Below are 20,878 nucleotides of genomic sequence, written 5' to 3'. Positions count from 1 at the left end.
CACAAGTAGATAGTGGTACTGAAATACGAGCTCCTCCGGATACTTGGACAAGGAAGAAATTGAATTATAAGGGTAGTTTTCCTGCCTATAGGAAATTGTACCATTATTAGGAAATAGCGCTATATTTTAATAACTATGCGGTCCTTTTATAGAAAAGAAAAACATACTGTAAGTCACTAGCTTTTGAGACCAAATAGCCTATAATAAAAAGGTAGGAGCATTTGTTTCCAAGGCTTTATGCAAATGGAATTTGTATTTAGGAAAATTGTGCTTTGTCCATAAAACTAACATCGTATAAATTAAAAACAAATGAAGATTATTAAATTATCCCTTCTGTTACTATTAATGGCTGTTACTGCTTGTAAAAGGACGGTGCCGCCTATGACGGGAATAATACCGCAACCTAACGAATTTACTACGGAACAGGGTACGTTCACCATCGATGAAAAAACGGTTATTATAGTAGATGATACCGTGGAAGCAACATGGAACACCAAGGAATTAACTACGTTTTTAAAGGATAATTTTAACCTGAACCTTAAGGTCACTTCCTCCTCCGAGCTAGATAATGCCATTCGTTTGATATCTTCTCAAGAAAGTGACGCCATAGGTGCTTATAGTTTAACGATCGGAAAAAAAGGTGTGCTCATAAAGGGTGATTCTGATCGAGGTGTTTTTTATGGTATCCAATCTTTAAAGCAGCTGCTTTCGCCCCAGTCGGCCGTACAGACACCGCTGCTTAGTTATGTAACCATCAATGATGCCCCTGAATTTAAATGGAGGGGGATGATGTTAGATGTATCGCGTCATTTTATGCCTAAGGATTCCGTAAAAAAGGTGATAGACGCCCTGGCCATGCATAAGATGAACAAATTCCACTGGCATTTGGTCGATGGGATTGGCTGGAGAATCCAGATCGACACCTACCCCGAGCTTACCAAAAAGGGTGCTTGGAGAAAAGTGAAAGAGCATAAGAAACCCTGGGAAGATTATGAAGCTACCTATAAAAATGACGATGGCGAAGTGTATGGCGGCTACTATACCAAGGACGATATTAGAGAAATTGTTGCCTATGCCAAGGAGCACTATATTGATGTGATTCCCGAAATTGAAATGCCAGGGCATTCTGAAGCTGTCTTGCAATGCTATCCGGAATACTCCTGTGATAGCAATGATATTACCGGTGTGTATTGTGCCGGGAATGACGGTTCTTTTGAGTTCCTACAAAATATCATTAGCGAGGTAGTAGCATTGTTTCCAAATGAATATTTACACATAGGGGGCGATGAAGTAGGCAAGGATTCTTGGTTAAAATGTGATAAATGTAAAAAACGAATGCGAGAAGAAAACTTGCAGAACGGAGAAGAACTGCAGAGTTATTTTGTAAAAAGAATGGAGAGGTTTATCCATTCTAAAAACAGAAAACTAATTGGATGGGACGAAATATTGGAGGGCGGATTGCCCGAAAGAGCCACGGTAATGTCGTGGAGAGGCGTTGAAGGGGGTATTGAAGCTGCCAATGCCGGACACGATGTGGTGATGTCTCCTGGAGACCCTTTGTATTTTGATCACAGTCAGGGGAAAAGCGAATTTGAACCACCATCTTGGGGCGGTTATAACAATTTATTAAAAGTATACGACTTTAACCCTGTTCCGAGTGAGATCGCTCCGGATAAAAGACATCATATTTTAGGTGGACAAGCTAATTTATGGACCGAGCAGGTCAAATCTTTAAGCCATATACAGTATATGATGCTACCAAGGTTGAGTGCCCTTTCCGAAGCCCTTTGGACAAAGGCCGAGAAAAAGAACAAAGAACACTTTATAAACAAATTGGATGTTCACTTTGACCGATTCCAAGAATTGGGCTATAATTTTGCTGGTAGCTCTTTGTCGCCCGACTATGACGTAACCTATAATAAGGATACCAAAGAATTTAGCCTCACCCTGCAGAATGAACTAGACCGCTATGAAATTAGATATACCCTAGATGGTTCTGCCCCAACTTCGGAATCTACATTATATACAGATCCTATTGTCTATACCAGTACGATAACAATACACGCTCAGTGCTTTAGAAAGGGAGCCCCTATTGGGTACCCCTTAAAAAGAATGTTCTCGACCGGCTTTGGCGACCAATGCAAAGTGATCTATACCAATGCCTTTGACGAAGCCTATAGGGGTGGCGGGGATAAGGCCCTTTTTGACAACAAATATGCCATTGCCCGTGGCGACGATCCTAATTGGCAAGGGATACCTCAAAAAGATTTTGAGGTACTTATAGATTTGGGCAGTAGCGCGGAGCTGTCTTATTTAGGGTTAAATTTCTACCAAGATATTGGAGCTACTTCGGTGATGTTACCTACCCAGGTGACTATTGCCATATCCGAGGATGGTAAAAATTATGTAACCGTGCTAGACGAGTCTATAGCCACCATGGAACAGAGAGAGCCTATTATTAAACGAATAGAAACTAGCTTTGAGAAACAAACGGTTTCTTATATCAAAATATTCGCCAAAAACAGGGCCGAGCTTCCCGAGTGGCATTTGAGAAAAGGCGCGGCTTGGATATTCGTAGATGAAGTGTCCGTAAAATAATTAGTATTCACAGTACTATATAAAATGGGGATTCTTTTCAGAGTCCCCATTTTTATTTAAAAAATACAGATTTCTGTTTCGTGAAGCAGCTTTACTCGGAGGAAGCACCATTTCCATATTTTTGCAGCAGTAGCAGCATGCTGCTTAAAAGAAAGCACCAACTTCATCAGACTTCCAGACCCGAAAAAATAAACTCCTGGTACGACCTCAATTCAAGTGATCAAGACACCAAAATAACACCATTCACAATTGGCACATTAGCTACTCTTCAGATCAAGAAATCGCTACATTAAAAGCTCATAAGCCCCTTTATTTAAGACAAACCCAATTGGTACATTGCTACATTAAACAATTGGTACATTACCTCACCTTCACATTGAATTAATTTTCACATTAATCCCAGCCTACCCGTAAGATTTACCTACGCTCCTTTTACGTAATTAAGTGTAAAAAGCAAAAATCCCTATAAGAAATCGCATATTTCATCCGTTATTTCAGTATATCATTCTATATTTAGCTTTTTTTATTCCAAACTAAACAAAATTCCCTCAATGCAGCGATTCAAAATTTTGGCTGGCGCTACGCTAATACTTCTTGTTCTTCTTGGTCTTACCACTAATATCTTTACACCAAATTCGGTCCCCGACTCCCTAGCGACCTTAACAACGGCTAAGCTAGAGAAACCTGTAGTCGACAAGCAGCAAGTACATGCCTATAAAATGCAGCAACAAGCCTTGCAGCTAGCCATAAAAGCCTATTTTGATAAAGCCATTGCCTCTGGAGATATAGTAGGTGCCGGGGTAAGTATCGTACAAGGAGATTCGATCGTTATTTCGAGTGGCTTCGGGAAAAAAAATATCAATCGTAAGGACAGGGTCAATGGCGAGACCATCTTTAGGCTGGGATCTCTTTCCAAGGGGTTTGCCGGAGTATTAGCGGCCAATTTAAAGAGTGAAGGCATATTGGACTGGGAAGATAAGGTCAGCGATTTTATTCCGGAATTTCAGTTGGGAGACCAAGTCAATACCCATAAAATTACCCTTGCCAATATATTATCGCACACCTCTGGCACCCCTTACCACAGTTACACAAATCTTGTAGAAGCCGGACTCCCTTTGGTTGCCATTGCGGAGCGCTTTAGAGATGTGATGCCCAATGCCCTGCCGGGTTCCATGTATAGCTACCAGAATGCCATGTTTGCGCTGTGTGGCGAAATGATCTACAAGGTTACCGGACAAGAAATAGGAACTGCCCTGGCCGAAAGGATTTTAAATCCTCTGGGCATGTGCTCTACCCTCACAGATTATGAAAGCTTGGCCAGGGCCCATAATGTTGCCAAACCACATGTAAAAAGCCGTAATGGATACAGGGCCAGCAAACTGAACGATAATTATTACAACGCTATTGCCGCCGGTGGTATTAATTCCAGTGCAGGCGATATGGCCAAATGGATGCGGTTTTTATTGGGACATAACCCCGAAATAATGAGCAAGACCGCCTTGGCAGAAACCTTTAATCCGTTTATAGAGATTAAAGGCAGCAGCAAATATTACCACCGTTGGCCTGGTCATTTAAAGTCGCATTATGCCTTTGGCTGGAGGATACACACCTATCTAGATGAGGATTCCATGGAAGAAAAAACCATCTGGCATCACGGAGGTAGTGTCAACAACTTTAGAAATGAAATTGCCTTATATCCAGATGCCGATTTGGGGATCTGTGTGCTCTTAAACAGCCATTCTAGACTTGCACAAACGGTCATCCCGGACCTGCATCAGATCGTTAAAGAGGTGTATGGCAGCTCCAATGCTACAATGGCCCATAATTCAAATACAAACACTACTGCTTCTCTATAAGTAGTGAAGACTTGAGTTTTTTGTGTTATCATATAAGTAGGTGTGTATTATCATAAATATTAGATAATTCACGCTTATTTTTTAGGGTTTCTCTATTTGCTAGTATTTATAGTTCGTAAAAGCCATTTTACCTGGTAGTCAGCGACATGGCCAAAGAGGAACTTAAAAGTTTAAAACACAACAGTTCTTAGTCTGTATTAATCTTATTGAGCTATGGCTTTTACAACAAAAGAAACCTTCAGGTCTATGGTTAGCTGGATTAAGATTTTTTTTGCACGGCACTCTATTTTTTCCTAAATAGGAAAGTAGTATTCACCTTCTAAATCAGAAAAATAAAATTATAATTTGTAAACTAAACCTTTCTTATAAAAAAACTTTAAATCCTACACCGATTAAAAAAACCATTTATTTTCCGTCAGAAAGGTAGTTTTTTAAGTTTATCGAATAATTATACCGTACGTCGAGTGTAAGTTTGAATAATACAATATGTAGGATAAGTTAGCGACATAATTAAAGATCAATATTTCAAAAGAACCATAAACAACTAATTAATAGTTATTTGTTTTTTTAGTACTGATCTTAAAACAGCTACAACATCCTTCTCCCCCTAAGATGTTTTTTTTATAATAATTTTTATTGGTTAAAGATACCCCAACTATCTTTTCATTGAGTTCTTACTATGTTTTATGGTTGTTTTAACCATTGCTTCGTCCACTTACCACAGTGGTTGCCTTGGAACAAAACAGCTGAACATGTAACCTTTTAAAACCTGTATATTATGAAAAAAGTGATTTTTTGCGCAGCAGCGCTAATGATGAATTCGTTGGCCATTGGTCAAAACAGCCAAAGTACCGTTAACCATCAGGGAAACAGTAATTTATCAAACGTTACCCAAAATGGTAATGGGCATACTAACACTATTATGGTAACTGGAGTTAACAACATTACTAATACAACTCAATTAAGGTATCAAAATACCGCAACTACCACAATACTTGGCGATAATAACCAAGCTACTATCGATCAAAAAGGTAACGCACATTTGAACCAAGCAACAATTGATATAACTGGTCATCGGAATATATCAACAATTGAACAAGATGATCATTGGCATATTGCTTCAAACACCGTAGACAATGCTGATTGGAATACGGCTTCAATTAAGCAGTCGGAGCCAGCTGGGACTCACGGCACGAAACACGAAGCATACAATTATCAAAGTGGAGATTTTAATGGTGTAATGGTAACTCAAGTTGGATTCTCCAATTTAAGTGTTGTGGATCAATACGGTGATAGAAACGATGCTACCGTAGACCAATCTGGAACCAGTAATACTAACTTGATAATACAAAACGGTAATGATGATATTGCCGATGTAACCCAATATGGTGATGGTCCTGATGGTAATGGTAGTGATATTAATCAAAATTCCATTTCATCTACTAGTTGGGCAACTGTAACCCAAAGCGGTGATCTGCTTTATAGCAATATTTTACAACAAGGTGCAGGTACTAACATTGCCAATGTTGATCAAACAGGAGCTGGTCACCATAGTCATGTAGTTCAAAATGGGCTAGGAAATACTATCAATGTTGCGCAAAACAATTAAATTTTAAAAATTCAATATATGGGATGATAATTATTTATCATCCCATATTATTGTTTCTAAAAAAGATATATTCTAGTTATGATAGTACTCCTATAAAATGAGCATGACCGATAACTAACCGCTACTACAAATGCAGCGATGCAAATTTCATACCTGTACTGAGCGTAGCCGAAGTATGACCTTAAAAAAACAACAAATATCTACCTATGAAACTTTGTCTAAATCTTGTACTTCTATTAGCTGTACTGTCCATCACCAAGGCACAGGGCCAAAATAATACAACGTCCCTTCCATCTACTTCTATACAGGATCTGAATACACCCAACGATCAGCTTAACCTAATAAACGAGCAATTTTTGACGAGGAAAGCCGAGATCATCAACTCCAATGCCAATATGGTGCTTATCTCCCAGGCAGGGGCCCACAATACGGGCACGGTTACCACCCTAGCCAGGAATAGTGAAGTTTCTCTGACCCAAAATGGGAATAACAATAGCATGCAACTAGACCTACAAGCTACTACCATAGATTACCAGGCCGTACAAGACGGAAATAACAACCTTCTTTTAGAATTGAACAATGGTAGCAATACCGAATTACTGCAACGCAATGTAACGCAAACTGGGAATGGACAGCGTTTGGTGATTCATGGCAATAATGCCCTGTCCGATCGGATGATGATCCGGATGAATACCGATGGCCAATCCCTTATTATTAGAAACGACAATTAATAATCAATACCCTCAATGATTAGACTTCTTCTTAAAACCTATTCTTTTATATAATGCCTACATGTACAGTTACACGTTTAGCAGTATATAAAGCAACTGCCCCGGCAGCTTTAAAGACTTACTACCAAAGGACTAAAGGCAAGGATTCTAGTAAAATCTAATCTAGAATTCAAATAGTGCCTCTTCTTAAAAAAAATAAAATTAATCTTACTTTTATTGATTTTTATTCTGTATTTAATCAGTTAATTATCCTTTAACGAATATATATATACCTTATATCTATTGTAAGATAAAAGTATAAATAATACATCTATTTTTAGCTACAAATATTTATGGTTTATATAAAATTAAAAGTATACCAAACTGATTTATAATAACCTGTAATTGATTAAAGATACCCCACTATCTTTTCATTGAGTACTTACGATGTTCTATGATTGTTTTACGAGAGCCTTATACTATTTGGTTAGTAGTTGTTCTTGCTTAAAACAGCTTAGCACGTAACCTTTTAAAACTTTTATACAAATGAAAAAAATAATCTTTTGCGCCATGGCGCTATCAACCGGCATGCTTGCCTTGGCACAGACCAATACGAGCAATGCCCACATGATGGGGAACTCTAATACCGCCACGGTAGACCAAACCGGCTTGAATCATCTGAGCAATCTGGACATCAACGGCAGTACGAATACCATTGATATAGACCAAGTAAACCGTGATAATGACAGTGATGTAGACATTGTATTATCTGATTGGAATACTGTCACTGTTAACCAGGACGGAAGGGACCTAGAGTCTAAGGTGCTTATAACAGGTCCTGGTAGTGATAACACGGCCACCGTAACACAAACTGGCAGGTTTAATACTAGCGACATAATGCAGGACGGTTCCGAGAATAAGGCCACCGTTACCCAGTCCGATGGTGGATATTTTTTCTTCTTTCCCGTACCCAATAAAAGCGAGATTAAACAGTTGTTCAATTCCGATTACAATGAGGCTACCGTTACCCAATCGGGAAAAGCACAACTCAGTTTAATAGACCAGTCCGGGGATTCGAATATTGCCGAGGTTACCCAATCACATGGTGCTAACAATAGTAATATAGACCAATCTGGCGACAGCAATACAACAACAATAACACAATCTAACCTTTTTAACGAAAGCACGGTGAACCAGTCCGGAGATGGAAATACCGCCACCGTAAACCAATCTTTGGGGGTAAATTTCTTTAGTATTGCCAATAGGAGCGATATCAATCAAAGCGGAAATACGAATACAGCTACCGTAACCCAGCAGCAAGGTTTTAATCAAAGCTGGATAGTACAACAAGGGGACGGCGCTACCGCCACGGTATTGCAGAATGGCGGACTTCACGAAAGCGACATCTTTCAGAATTCAGGGAGTCCCGATATGGCCTCCGTAACCCAATACGGCTTGAATCAAACCAGCGATATTGATCAAATGGGTGTCGGCTTGCACAATGCCTCTGTCATCCAATCTGGCGCTAACCATTATAGTATGGTAATGCAATCGGGCTCAGGTCATAGTAGTACAGTCACCCAATCTGGCGGGGGTCATCATAGTACAGTAACACAGGTAGGAATGAACAATACGGCCACGGTTACCCAGAGTGGATTTTAGGTTGCAATAGAACAGGAAGCTGGCAAAACTAAAAATTTGCCAGTATTCCTTATTTGCTCAAATCCTTAATAGGAACATGAATACTTGTATGCTGAAGGCTTTTAAAAGTCTTGGTCGAGAACCTATAGTTGCCATATAACTTGACAAAGTTTATTGAAATAATACGTCTTGTTTTTTAAAGGAGTGTGCTGCACTGCTTCCAACAACATTTATATACCACCAAAAGGAGCTAAAGAACGAATTAACCGCCTTGTTTACCGAATTATAATCATAAATTATAAAATAAAAACCTACATTTTACATTGAAAATACACCTATTGTTGATTTATAAGGCCTAAGACCCAAAAATGAAAGTACAGCTTCTATTTCTTATATTTTGTTTGCTACTCCCCTGCTACTTACCAGTTAGTCGGTTATATGGTGGCAACAAGGAAGCAAGGCTGACTACTTATAGTTCCTTCGAACAAGCCTCCTTAAAGAATCCTTTTTCCGATTTCTTGGAAAAGAGCCTCGCTTTTTTTAAAATTATCACACCACATCACAAAAGCCTTATCCTCAGCACAGCTGTAAGCGAATCCTTCCTATCAGTCAAGACTAACTGTACTGAAATCCGACATGCAATTATAATTTTGCCGTTAATAAATAAGATCCTCCAAAATGGGGGTACTGAGTATATAGTAAAATATAATGTAAACCATCCAACAGCAAGCCTTCCCTGGAATAGTGAACGATATGAAAACGATACTAATTGGGTTGCTCCTAGTCAGCATGCCATATTTGCCAGTATAATGAATCGTTTAAATAAGCGAGAAAGGGGCTTGGACAATAGGAATTTTGAATATATGTTATGATACCAAAAACGCTTCTCTTTATAGGTTACCTACTTTTATATTCCTTGTGTTTGTTTGGCCAGGAAGAAATTGAAGATCCTGTGGTCGCCAAAATAAATGTGGAATCCAACGGTTCGGTATTCCAAATTGCTGCGACCGGACTTAACAAAACCGAAATCAGCAAAAGCTTGTCCTACAAACTATCCGTTTTTAAAAAGGCCATCGGAAACCAGTCTGAAGCCACGATGAATTCTGGAGGCCGATTTGTCCTAGCCCCTGAAGAGCAAAAGGTGCTGACCGTACAATCCTTGAATACCGAAGAAAATCAGCGCGTCATAGTCCTATTATTGATTTATGAAGATGATAAACTACTAGCCAAGGATAGAGTGGTGATCAATGGTTTTGAGGGAGAAGACACCCTAGCCCCTATTGTAGTACACGAATTAGACAAGGCCGTGAGGGAAGAAGATGATCGGGAGGCAGATGTAGTATTGCTTAAAGGCTTGGTGGTAGAAGACACCAAGACCAAGGCGGGAAGTGATTTCTACAAATATTTTTATTCCGCCTATAATGCCAATAACATTAACGGGGAAGAAATTGTAAAAATCCAGGAAGTATTGGCCATGGGCAGCAATACCCGTTTAAAAATATATGTAGGCCAAGATGTAGTGGCGCAATTTTTTTTAAATCCCAGAGCTAGTTTCCTAAAAGAAAAAGCAGAACAGTCGGTGTATCTGGTCAACAGACATTTAATGGGATTGAAAGAAGCCAAAAGACAAAAGATAAAATATTAAAGCTATAAAATAAGCATGACGTAAAATCAATCCCTAATATAAATGAAGATAAGCGTATTACATGCTTGTACTGAGCGTAGCCGAAGTATGACCGTTAAAAAACATAAATATCCAGATATGAAATTATTCATCATTGGGACATTCCTATTGTTCAGCGCCATCGGTTTTGGCCAGCAATTGGTGTACACCCCTAAAAACCCCAATTTTGGCGGCAATACTTTTAACTATCAGTGGTTATTGAGTTCTGCCACCGCCCAAAACTCCTTTAAGGAAGATAAAAACAAATCGAATACTACAAAATCGGAATTGGAGCGCTTCCAAGAAAGTCTCAACAGACAAATTTTAGGGCAACTTTCAAGGACCGCATTCAGTTCGGAATTTAAAGAAGGATTAAAAGAAGGCACCTTTAATATGGGAAGCCTAGTCGTCGAAATCTATGAAACTGGCGAGGGTCTGGTCATGAATATACTAGATGTAAATACCGGTGAGCAGACGCAAATTATTGTTCCAAAATAAAGTGTTTATGAATACTAAAACAGCTATAGCCATCGTATGTTCAACAGCTTTTTTGTTCACCGGATGCGGGGCCTTTTTCAACCAACCATATAAGTTACAAGATGCCCGCATAGGGGAACTGTCCTCCAAGACCCAAATATTGCGAGACATGCCCTTACCGCACGAACAAGTGGTGGTAGGCGTCTATAATTTTAAGGACCAAACAGGCCAATACAAGGCAATAGAAAATGGTAGTACCTTCAGTACGGCCGTTTCCCAAGGGGCTACTACCATGTTGATCCAAGCCTTGGAAGATTCCAATTGGTTTATCCCCATAGAACGCGAAAACTTATCGAACCTTCTGAACGAAAGAAACATTATCCGTTCTACCAGGGATGAGTTTCAAAAAAGGACCAATAGCCCGCAACCGGCCCTGCCCCCATTACTTTATGCCGGGGTACTGCTTGAAGGTGGTGTAGTGTCCTACGACTCAAATGTCATTACTGGCGGTGCCGGAGCCCGTTATTTTGGCGCCGGCGGATCTACACAGTACCGCGAAGACCGTATTTCTATTTACCTAAGGGCTGTATCGACCAGTAACGGGAAAATTTTAAAAACAGTATATGTCTCCAAGACCATTTTATCCCAGGCCATTGATGCCAGCCTTTTCAGATACGTAAATTTTCAACGACTGTTAGAGGCCGAAACAGGTTTCACTAAAAACGAACCGGTACAACTGGCCATGAAAGATGCCATTGAAAAAGCTGTAGAAGCCTTGATCATTGAAGGGATAGAAGCCGGACTTTGGACTTCTAAAGAAGGGGGAGAAACCAATAAAAAATTGATGGACGCCTATAACACAGAAAAGGAACTCGAAGAAGCTACCCTTGTACACAATAGAAAGCAAACGCCTTTAAAATATAATAATGCCTTTATTTTTAATGCATTTTCACCAATATTAAATGCAGATCTTGCCCAAAAAACACTCGGCCTCGGCGGGTCAATAGCCTATTCCAAAGTAGTGTCGCCACATGCCAATATAAGCCTAGACCTTGGCTACCTTTACGTAACCGGTGGCGATTCTTTTAACAGGGAATACATGTCCTCTAGCCTTAATTTGGAGCTGAATATATTGCCATATGACAAATTAGCCCCATTTATTTACGGGGGAGGCGGCTATATATTCGATATCCACAACCGAGAGGGCCAAAATACAGATAAAATTGTGTCCCCAAAACTTCAGTTCGGGGCAGGCCTAAACGCTTATGTTTCAGACCATGTAGATTTTCGTGTTTTTGCAGAAAGCAATTTTACAACTACCGATGTCCTCGATAATGTTGTACACGGTAAGAGAGATGATTATTACTACAATTTTGGAGCCGCACTAAAATATAAGTTTGGACAAAAAAAGAAAAATGCGGTATTAAAAGAATAAAGATGAAACAAGCATGGCCAAAATTGGTCGCAATTTTGAATTCAACTATGTCAATTACATACTTGTACCGAGCGCAGCCGAAGTATGACCGTTAAAAAACAATAAATAGCTACCAATGAAAAAGAATAAATTATATCTATTAGGATTTGTATTTGCGGTCATCTTTTGTGGCTGTGAAGAAGAGTCTATTGCCGAACATTCCTTTGGTACCCTAACCGGTACCGTGGTTTCTAAAGGAAAGAACATTCCATTATCCAATGTAAAAATTTCAACGACACCCGTTTCTACGACCTTATTTACCGATATCGACGGTAATTTCCAAATTGAAGATATCGCCATTGGAAAATATTCGGTCCAGGCCGAAATCGAAGAGTTCCAAACAACCTTTAAGGCCGCTACTATAATGGAGGCAAAAACCGTGCACATTGTTTTTGAATTGGACTCCTTAGATGCCGGAAATCTATCGCCTTTAGCGCCCAAACTGTTATTTCCGGCAGATAAGTCACAGGAAGTACCGGTAAAAACAGCCTTTACATGGTCCTCATCGAAGAACGATAAGGATAACATCGACTACACCTTGGAGCTTAGAAATGGCGCCACCAATCAGGTTTCGGTATACGAAGCCCTAAAGGACACCGTTTTAACAATTGAACACCTCGCTATTGGAGTCAATTATTTTTGGCAAGTTACTGCCGATGATGGCGTAAATAGTCCGGTTAAAAGTGCCCTTAGCAGTTTCACCACAAAAGAAACCACCAACAACCGCTTTTTCTATGTTAGGGATATTGATGGTAATAATGTCATATTTTCAGGAGCCGAACCAACAGGAAATGGAAGCTTTAACCAAAATGAACTACAACTGACCAATACTAACAACAACAGTTATAGGCCCGTAAAAAACAATACCGTTGGGAAAATCGCCTTTTTACGCACCGTAGGGACACAAGCCCATTTATTTGCTATGAATCCGGATGGCTCTGGAGTAAAACAAATTACCGCGGCGGTGTCCGTTGCCGGATTTAGACAAGACGAATTAGAATTTTCTTGGTACGATAACGGCGCTAAGCTCTATTACCCCAATTTTAATAAACTGTACTCCATTAATCTAAATGGATCTGGAAACAAACTGGTTTATGAGGTGGTCAATGGCAGTTTTATAAGCGAAGTAGCTGTAAATGCCGTAAATAATTTAATCGCTATAAAAACCAATGATGCCAACGGTTATAATGCCAGGATCGTTGTGGTAGATATCGCCACTGGGACAGAACAAAACGTAGTGGTAGAGGGACAACCCGGTGCTTTGGGCGGACTGGATTTTTCCGTAGATGGCACAAAAATTCTTTTCACCAGAGATGTTTCCGGAGTAGAAAATGCCGAATACAGACAATTAGACGCCCGTATTTTCGAGTATAGCCTCGCCAATGGCAATGTTGTAGAAATAACGACCAAGAAAACGGCCGGCACCAATAATTTAGACCCTAAATATTCCCCGGACGAAGGCACTATTATTTTTACGAACACCTCCAATGACGGCCTTTCAGAAAAGAAAATATTCAGGACCAATGCTAGCGAATCTAATAGTAGTCAGCTGTTGTTCACCAACGCCTTTATGCCTAATTGGGAATAGGCCAAGGAGGCATAGATCTATTTTAAACAGCAGCAATAGCTAAAGCCCCCTATTGGTAGGCTTTTTTATGGATTCCCGTTTCTGACCAATGCCCCCTGCTCTTGGCTCCTTCCATAAAATAACAATAATTTGGGCGTTCCCTCCTGCGTCGGTCGGGCCCTTCGCTATATCCCTTGCCTTGCCGCGGGGATGCCGCTGCGGTCCCTAACGCATTTTGATGTACAAATACAACATTGGTTATATGCGTCAAATACAGAAACATGAATATGCCCTTGAGGCCATCCTTGAGTTTTGTAACACTACTCCGTACTTATTTTGGTGAATTTCTTCACTTGGGTAATGACGAATGAACTTTGGATATTCGAAATAATGTCGAGTCTAGAAATTTTACGGGCAATAAAATGCTCAAAATCGGCCATGTCTTTTAATACCACCTTTATAATATAATCATAGGGTCCGGCCAAATACATCACCTCTACAATTTCCTCAATCCCGGCAACAAAGGCTTCAAATTCTTTAAAATAGGCTTCTTGGTGCTTTACCAAGGTAACATGACAGTACACCATCAAATTCCTCCCTAATAAAGTAGGATTTACGATAGCCACATATTTTTCGATTATACCGTTGGTTTCTAAGCGTTTTATCCGTTCATGAGTAGGGGTAATCGATAGGTTTACCTTTTGCGCAAGCTGTTTAATAGACTGCTTACTGTCTTTCTGTAGCTCTTCAATCAGTATTTTATCGGTAGGGTCTAAAGTCTGCATGGTATATTTTTCTGTTTTAAATATTAAAACTAACAAATAACATCACTTTTTCCTACTAAAACAACTTATAAAATTAATTATTTCTGAAATATCACCTGAATAGCAATTTATTTTACTACTTATATTAGTTTTGTTATGAAATTTTCACTTAACAAATAAGCAACATGAACAACCGTATTGAAGAAATATACAACCGTATCAAAAAAAATTCGACCTCCTTTTTAGGATATCCTTTGGCAAAGGACTTTGATTATTCGGAATTTGCTCCATTTCTTAATGTTTGCATCAACAATATCGGGGATCCGGAATCGGCTTCTACCCTATCTATAGACACCAAGGATATTGAAAGAGAGGTGGTTTCCTTTTTTGCCGATATGCTATCTTCCAATATAGAGGATGTATGGGGTTATGTTACTAACGGTGGTACCGAAGGGAATCTTTACGGACTCTATATGGCACGGGAAAGTTTTAGAAATGGTATTGTGTATTATAGCGAAGCTACCCATTATAGCGTTAAAAAAAACCTGCATTTGCTTAATATCGACAATATTGTGGTAAGGAGCCAGGACAATGGTGAGATAGACTATTCGGATTTGGAAACCTTACTGTCCTATAACCGGAATAAACCCGCCATCTTCTTTTTAAATATCGGCACTACAATGACCGAGGCTATAGACGATCTAGATAAGATTAAGGATATTATTCAAAAATATGCCATCAAAGATTATTACATCCACTGCGATGCGGCTTTTTTAGGCTGTACAGCCCCCTTTACCGAACCAAAACCAAAATTCGATTTTTCGGAAAATGTGGATAGCATTTCTATCTCGGGGCATAAGTTTATAGGCGGACCTATTCCATGTGGGGTAGTGCTTACACAAAGAAAGCACAGAAACCGTATTGTTAACTCGGTCTCCTATGTGGGCACCTTAGATACTACCATTACCGGCTCTAGAAACGGACTTACGCCACTTTTCTTGTGGTCGTTCATTCAAAAATACGGGAAGGAAGGTTTGGCAAAAAGAGTGAAAAATGCCCAAGAATTAGCAGCATATACCTCCAAAAAACTACAAGAGATAGGGGTTAATGTCATGCGCAATAATGGGACCATTACCGTAGTTTTCGATAAACCATCGGTAGCCCTTTGTAAAAAGCACCAATTGGCGTCACAGGACAAAATTGCCCATATCATCTGTGTGCCCGGCATTGAAAAATGTCAGATCGATGAATTTATAGAAGACTATAAAAAAGAATTGGTCTTAGAACTCGCCTACGCATAAAAAGGCTCATTGCCAACAATAGTATAACGGTAAAAGAAGGGAGATGCAAGCATCTCCCTTCTTTTTTTATTTAAACCAGACCAGCAACGAATTTCCTTATTTATTCAGGTATTAACAGTTATGATCCTGCAAAGCCATTTAGACTAATGAAAATCCGAGCTCGGCTTTTCATGACGGCCTGATTCTCAATCCGACTCCTTCCGCTTACCATAAGAGATCACTTGGCAAACAATACCTCCATCCATCTATGGCCCATACTATCCACCCTCTAAAAGCCATGTTTGGCCATACAAATTCCACTGCACAAAACAAAAGCCCCTTTCATTATCTTAACGTTAATAATTTCAATAGAAAGTTATGAATTTAACCTATTTGTTTATAAAATATTGCTGAAAAGAATAATAAATATTTTTATATTGCGTGGTTAGTATTGGTATGAAAACAATACTTTTATAAAATGAACACTATTGATTAACTAACATATGATAAAAACGTACATACTTACACCTCTTCAGAAATTTATTAAAATCGAAAGTTTTAGTGGAATATTATTATTTACTTCCGCTATAATTGCGATCCTATGGGCCAATTCCACCTTTGGCGATTCTTATGCAGCCCTTTGGCAACACGAAGTAGGCTTCGGCGTTGATGATTTTGGCCTTCGAAAATCTTTACTCTTTTGGATCAACGACGGATTAATGGCTATCTTCTTTTTTCTAATAGGATTAGAAATTAAGCGAGAATTAGTTGTAGGAGAGCTAAACTCTATTCGGAAAGCCACCTTTCCCATATTTGCCGGAATCGGTGGAATGATTTTTCCCCTTTTGCTTTTCCTTTTGTTAAATGATAAACCTGAAACGGCACACGGTTGGGGAATTCCTATGGCTACTGACATAGCCTTTACCTTAGCGATATTAACCCTCTTAAAAAAATCTGTCCCAATAAGCTTAAAAATATTTTTAACAGCCTTCGCCATTATAGACGATTTAGGTGCTGTTATCGTTATTGCTGTTTTTTACAGTGAAGGCGTTGATTGGGTCTTATTGGGTATTGCTATAGGATTATTATTAATTCTTTTTGCTATGTCACATAAGGGAAAGTACAATAAGTTCATCACCATAGCCTTCGGAGCAATTATTTGGGTCCTATTCCTAAAAGCTGGAATTCATCCTACCATTTCAGGGGTATTGCTAGCCTTTACGATTCCTATTAGACAAAAGCTAGACAAAGCAACCTTTCTTAAGGAGCTTTCTACAATTTCGGAAAAACTTGCGCTTTCGGGAAAAACCGATTTGCCAATACATACCCAGGATACTATTAAACAAATGGATAACCTTGATGACTTGTTAGACGATTTCCATTCGCCTTTACAGAATCTAGAACATAAACTACATGGCTGGGTGGCATACTTTATAATGCCTGTTTTTGCATTGGCCAACGCAGGAGTGGTCTTTGCCTCTGATATGAGCTTAGAAACCGACTTGATGATACATATTACCATGGCCTTAGTCCTCGGAAAATTCATAGGGGTATCTTTATTCTCCTATTTAGCTGTAAAATTAAAGTTGGCAGAATTACCGACTAGCGCTACCGCATGGCAAATTATGGGAATAGCAATTTTGTCTGGTGTAGGGTTTACCATGTCTATTTTCATTGCTAATTTAGCATATATAGGCAATGCAGCCTTTATTGATTCTGCCAAAATAGGGATTCTAATAGGCTCCTTAATCGCAGGGGTCTTAGGTGCCCTCGTACTGCAAATTGCTGGTAAAAAATATAGAGAAGCACAGTAAATATTTTTATTGTAGTTTTCCCTTTCTAATAAATTAACGGCCATGGTCCTATTGTTATAGGAACATGGCCAATAACCACTTGCCCATACATGGTATTACAGCCCTGTTTGGCTTTATAATAATATAAGAGTAAATTATATACTGTTTGTAAGTAGTGTCATACGGCATTACAACAATACAACTTAAGGATCAGTTCGTTCAACAAAGACTGTGGTGGTTTTCATAGACCACAAGGATGTAGGGACTGGATTTCTGTAGAATTACTCAGTTCAGTCAATGAATTTTAAAATATCCCTGGAAAAATCCCCTATTGGTTACACGGTAATTGATAAAAACAAAAACTTTCTATATGCCAACCCTTCCTTCTGTACTTTCGTTGGCCATTCTCTGAAAACCTTAAATTCTAAAACGTTTTCTGACATCACCTACCCTGCCGATATTGAAAAAGGGAGCAAGGAGTTTGAGCGGCTTATCCGTGGAGAAATTCACGAGTACCGACTTCAAAAACGATACATTCATAAATCTGGAGAGATTATTTGGGGCGACCTTTTCGTATCCTTAATCCACGATGATCGAGAACCAAGTGGTTTTACGATACTGACTTCTATCATAGATATTACCGAAAGAGAAAGAAGTTCCAAAGCTCTTAAGGACCATGAGGCTTTCATGAGCCATGCCGAAGAAATTGCCCGCATGGGAAGTTGGGAATGGGATATAGGCAAGAACGTCACCAGATGGTCCGAAAACCTATACCGATTGTTTAAAGTGTCACCAAAAAACACAAAGGTAAGCTTTGAGTATTTTTTAAGCAAGGTGCACCCAGATGACCGCTATATGATTACGGAAGGATACGACCAATTAGTACAACAAAAAAGAAAAATGGTTCTCGAACACCGGATTTTGCTTCCCGACAATGAAATCATGTGGATTCAAAACAGTATCAAACCATTTTTTGAGAACGGCAAAATGGTAGGCCTAAGAGGAGTGAATCTAGATATTACTAAACGAAAAAGAACCGAGGCCGAACTTATAAAGTCGAAAGAGAAGGCAGAAGAAAGCGATAGGCTTAAAACAGCATTTTTACAAAACATATCGCATGAAATACGCACCCCAATGAACGGTATTCTCGGCTTTATGCAATTCCTGCAGGAACCCAGTATATCTTCCAATGAAAGAAATGAATATATAGACATCGTAAACCAAAGTGGCGCCCGATTGATGAATACGGTCAACGATATCATTAAAATTTCGAAGATAGAATCGGGAATTAACGAAATTAATATTACCGATGTCAATACAGAGGACGTCTTGTTATACAACTTCAATTTTTTTAAAGCATTGGCCGAGAAAAAGGGACTAGCTTTGATGCTATCGGAAAAATTCTTATGTGGGACCACAGCCATCATCCAAACGGACAATACTAAATTAGAAGGTATTCTTTCTAATCTTATCAACAATGCAATAAAATACACTAAAGAAGGTACCATTGAAATAGGCAACTACCGGGAAGGAACCAAATTGGTGTTTTTTGTAAAGGATAGTGGTATTGGAATTCCTAAGGACCGAATTAAATCAATCTTCGATCGGTTTATACAAGTTGACGATCAATTGGCAAGAACCTATGAAGGTGTTGGTCTTGGCCTAAGTATTGCAAAAGCACATATTGATATCCTCGGAGGTAAAATTTGGGTAGATTCCATTATCGGGAAGGGCAGTACCTTCTTTTTCTCTATTCCTTATGTCCCCGTAAAATTAGAACATACCCCAAAAGAGGCTCCTCTCCAAGGGATTCCTAAAAACACCACGGTGTTGTTGGCGGAAGACGATAGGATAAGTTTTTTATATTGTAGCAAATTACTGCAAAAGCAAGGTATTACCGTGATACATGCCCAAAACGGCGCTAGTGCGGTAGATAAATTTAAAGAAAACAAGTCGGTTTCCCTTATTTTGATGGATTTAAATATGCCTTTCATGGATGGCCTGGCGGCCACCCGACAGATTAGAAGTTTTGATGGCAATATCCCTATTATTGCACAAACAGGCTTAGGTTTTAGAGAAGATAAAGCAAAAGCCTTTGAAGCCGGTTGTAGCGATTATATTTCCAAACCAATTGACAGCGCAAAATTAATTGGCCTGATCAAAAAACACATACATGAATTGTAAAACCAAAGTAACTATTGCAAATTAAAATTGTTCTGTGCGATTTTGTCCCTAAACGAATATTTCCCTCAGCACCTATTGTTATTTTTTTGATTAAACTAGAAGCAACAATTTCACCCCAAAGAAGCTATCTAAACAGATTAGATAGCTTCTTATATTTTAAAGCCTTACCCCCAATAAGGAACAAATAATTTTTTGGTCTCTAATTTTTTCAATAAATAGAATACCTACTCCCTATCCAATATTATTTTGATATAGCCCCAAGATTCTAGCTTAATACAGACATATTATTCATAATTAATATCCATTATTTCAAAAACCCTATCTTCTTTTGCCAATCGCAATACGGCCTGATCCCCTACTCTCTTTCGGATTAAAATTTTGGCCAAGGGAGAGATAAAGGAAATCTTGCCATGGAGAATATCCGCCTCATCGACGCCTACGATTTGAAACTTTTGAATTTTATTGGTCGCCATCACCCTAAGGATCACCTTGGCGCCAAACCTTATTTCATCTTGCGGTTGCTCCTTTAATGCTATTGTTTTTGCAGTAACAATCCTATTGGTTAATAGCTGTAGTTTGGCATTGATATGGTTGACGGCTATCCTACGCTCACTTTCATTGGAAGTGTCCAAATTGCTGATTTCTTCCAAAAGATGCTGTTTCTCCTCTAACAATGCCTTCATTCCCATAGGTGTCACATAATTAGTAACCCCCTCTGGCAAATCTGCCCTTGGTGGCACAATAGGAATTTCTTCCTGATCGTCTTCTTTTATAAAACCCCTGCTCATGATGTTACGATTGTAATATAACCATTACTTAAATTTATCACCTATACATTTAGGATATTCCATTTTATTAAATATCCGCCAAACAAACAACTAATTACTGTTCTTATATTTTAAATCTAGGGTGTAACTGGATATTATGGTGATGCTGACCCCCTGTTCTGGCCATACTGACCCCTCTAAGGATTTTGGTCAAAAAGATAAGTTAATGACAATATTACAGTTTTTTTCTTAGACTTTCTCCCTTTAATTCTATTCGATGGGAAGTGTGTACCAATCTATCTAAAATGGCATCGGCGATGCTTGCTTCCCCAATAATATCATACCAGCTTCCCACAGGTAGTTGACTGGCGATAATGGTGGACGATCTTCCATGGCGGTCCTCAATAATTTCCATCAGGTCCATTTGTTGTTTTCTATCCAGATGTGCCAGTCCAAAGTCATCCAGGATCAACAGGTTGGCCTTGGCCAACTTAG

General features: G+C 39.1%; 15 protein-coding genes. 12 read left to right on the top strand and 3 right to left on the bottom strand.

Going from position 1 to position 20,878, the window contains the following annotated elements; translation table 11 throughout:
- The first annotated feature begins 309 nt into the window (after nucleotides 1–309).
- The 9 genes from BUA16_RS14290 (at nucleotide 310) to BUA16_RS14245 (ending at nucleotide 13,616) form a co-directional block, all read left to right on the top strand.
- Complete coding sequence (locus tag BUA16_RS14290; protein WP_084668512.1) at nucleotides 310–2,598, top strand: glycoside hydrolase family 20 protein; 2,289 nt, start codon at nucleotides 310–312, stop codon at nucleotides 2,596–2,598.
- Between the two features lie 551 nt (nucleotides 2,599–3,149).
- Nucleotides 3,150–4,454 (top strand): serine hydrolase domain-containing protein, encoded by a 1,305-nt coding sequence (locus BUA16_RS14285; RefSeq protein ID WP_072765435.1) that lies wholly within the window; start codon nucleotides 3,150–3,152, stop codon nucleotides 4,452–4,454.
- 778 nt (nucleotides 4,455–5,232) lie between these two features.
- Nucleotides 5,233–6,063: a hypothetical protein gene (locus BUA16_RS14280; protein WP_072765434.1), complete on the top strand. Its 831-nt coding sequence runs from the start codon at nucleotides 5,233–5,235 to the stop codon at nucleotides 6,061–6,063.
- Nucleotides 6,064–6,269: 206 nt separating this feature from the next.
- Entirely contained in the window at nucleotides 6,270–6,794 is a 525-nt protein-coding gene (locus BUA16_RS14275; RefSeq protein ID WP_072765433.1) for a hypothetical protein, read from the top strand.
- A gap of 525 nt (nucleotides 6,795–7,319) precedes the next feature.
- Nucleotides 7,320–8,435, top strand: a complete 1,116-nt coding sequence (locus BUA16_RS14270) for a hypothetical protein (protein WP_072765432.1) — start codon at nucleotides 7,320–7,322, stop codon at nucleotides 8,433–8,435.
- Between the two features lie 847 nt (nucleotides 8,436–9,282).
- Entirely contained in the window at nucleotides 9,283–10,059 is a 777-nt protein-coding gene (locus tag BUA16_RS14260; RefSeq protein ID WP_072765430.1) for a CsgE family curli-type amyloid fiber assembly protein, read from the top strand.
- Nucleotides 10,060–10,101: 42 nt separating this feature from the next.
- Nucleotides 10,102–10,575 (top strand): curli production assembly/transport component CsgF, encoded by a 474-nt coding sequence (locus tag BUA16_RS14255; protein ID WP_317045399.1) that lies wholly within the window; start codon nucleotides 10,102–10,104, stop codon nucleotides 10,573–10,575.
- Between the two features lie 7 nt (nucleotides 10,576–10,582).
- Nucleotides 10,583–11,989, top strand: a complete 1,407-nt coding sequence (locus tag BUA16_RS14250; RefSeq protein WP_072765429.1) for a CsgG/HfaB family protein — start codon at nucleotides 10,583–10,585, stop codon at nucleotides 11,987–11,989.
- Nucleotides 11,990–12,104: 115 nt separating this feature from the next.
- Nucleotides 12,105–13,616 carry a carboxypeptidase regulatory-like domain-containing protein gene (locus tag BUA16_RS14245; RefSeq protein WP_072765428.1) on the top strand — a complete coding sequence of 504 codons (1,512 nt, stop codon included), beginning with the start codon at nucleotides 12,105–12,107 and terminating at the stop codon, nucleotides 13,614–13,616.
- Between the two features lie 299 nt (nucleotides 13,617–13,915).
- Here BUA16_RS14245 and BUA16_RS14235 read toward each other — a convergent pair whose 3' ends face one another.
- Nucleotides 13,916–14,404 carry an Lrp/AsnC family transcriptional regulator gene (locus BUA16_RS14235; RefSeq protein ID WP_449371710.1) on the bottom strand — a complete coding sequence of 163 codons (489 nt, stop codon included), beginning with the start codon at nucleotides 14,402–14,404 and terminating at the stop codon, nucleotides 13,916–13,918.
- Nucleotides 14,405–14,544: 140 nt separating this feature from the next.
- On the opposite strand from BUA16_RS14235, the gene BUA16_RS14230 reads away from it, so the two are divergent.
- The 3 genes from BUA16_RS14230 (at nucleotide 14,545) to BUA16_RS14220 (ending at nucleotide 19,616) form a co-directional block, all read left to right on the top strand.
- Nucleotides 14,545–15,660 (top strand): histidine decarboxylase, encoded by a 1,116-nt coding sequence (locus BUA16_RS14230; protein WP_072765426.1) that lies wholly within the window; start codon nucleotides 14,545–14,547, stop codon nucleotides 15,658–15,660.
- Between the two features lie 482 nt (nucleotides 15,661–16,142).
- The gene (gene nhaA, locus BUA16_RS14225) at nucleotides 16,143–17,453 is read left to right on the top strand and encodes a Na+/H+ antiporter NhaA (protein WP_072765425.1); all 1,311 of its coding nucleotides are present in this window, start codon (nucleotides 16,143–16,145) and stop codon (nucleotides 17,451–17,453) included.
- 276 nt (nucleotides 17,454–17,729) lie between these two features.
- Nucleotides 17,730–19,616, top strand: a complete 1,887-nt coding sequence (locus tag BUA16_RS14220) for a PAS domain S-box protein (protein WP_072765424.1) — start codon at nucleotides 17,730–17,732, stop codon at nucleotides 19,614–19,616.
- Between the two features lie 284 nt (nucleotides 19,617–19,900).
- On the opposite strand, the gene BUA16_RS14215 is transcribed toward BUA16_RS14220, so the two are convergent.
- Both BUA16_RS14215 and BUA16_RS14210 read right to left on the bottom strand, forming a co-directional pair.
- A complete protein-coding gene (locus tag BUA16_RS14215; RefSeq protein ID WP_072765423.1) occupies nucleotides 19,901–20,404 on the bottom strand; it encodes a GreA/GreB family elongation factor in 504 nt (167 codons plus the stop codon).
- Between the two features lie 214 nt (nucleotides 20,405–20,618).
- A partial coding sequence (locus BUA16_RS14210) for an ATP-binding protein (protein ID WP_178338887.1) occupies nucleotides 20,619–20,878 on the bottom strand: 260 nt, incomplete at its 5' end.

Origin of the sequence: Arenibacter nanhaiticus (assembly GCF_900141935.1) — a bacterium.
Lineage (GTDB): Bacteria > Bacteroidota > Bacteroidia > Flavobacteriales > Flavobacteriaceae > Arenibacter > Arenibacter nanhaiticus.
Note: the sequence above shows the minus strand (reverse complement) of the source record. Positions and strands in the feature narration are given on the sequence as shown.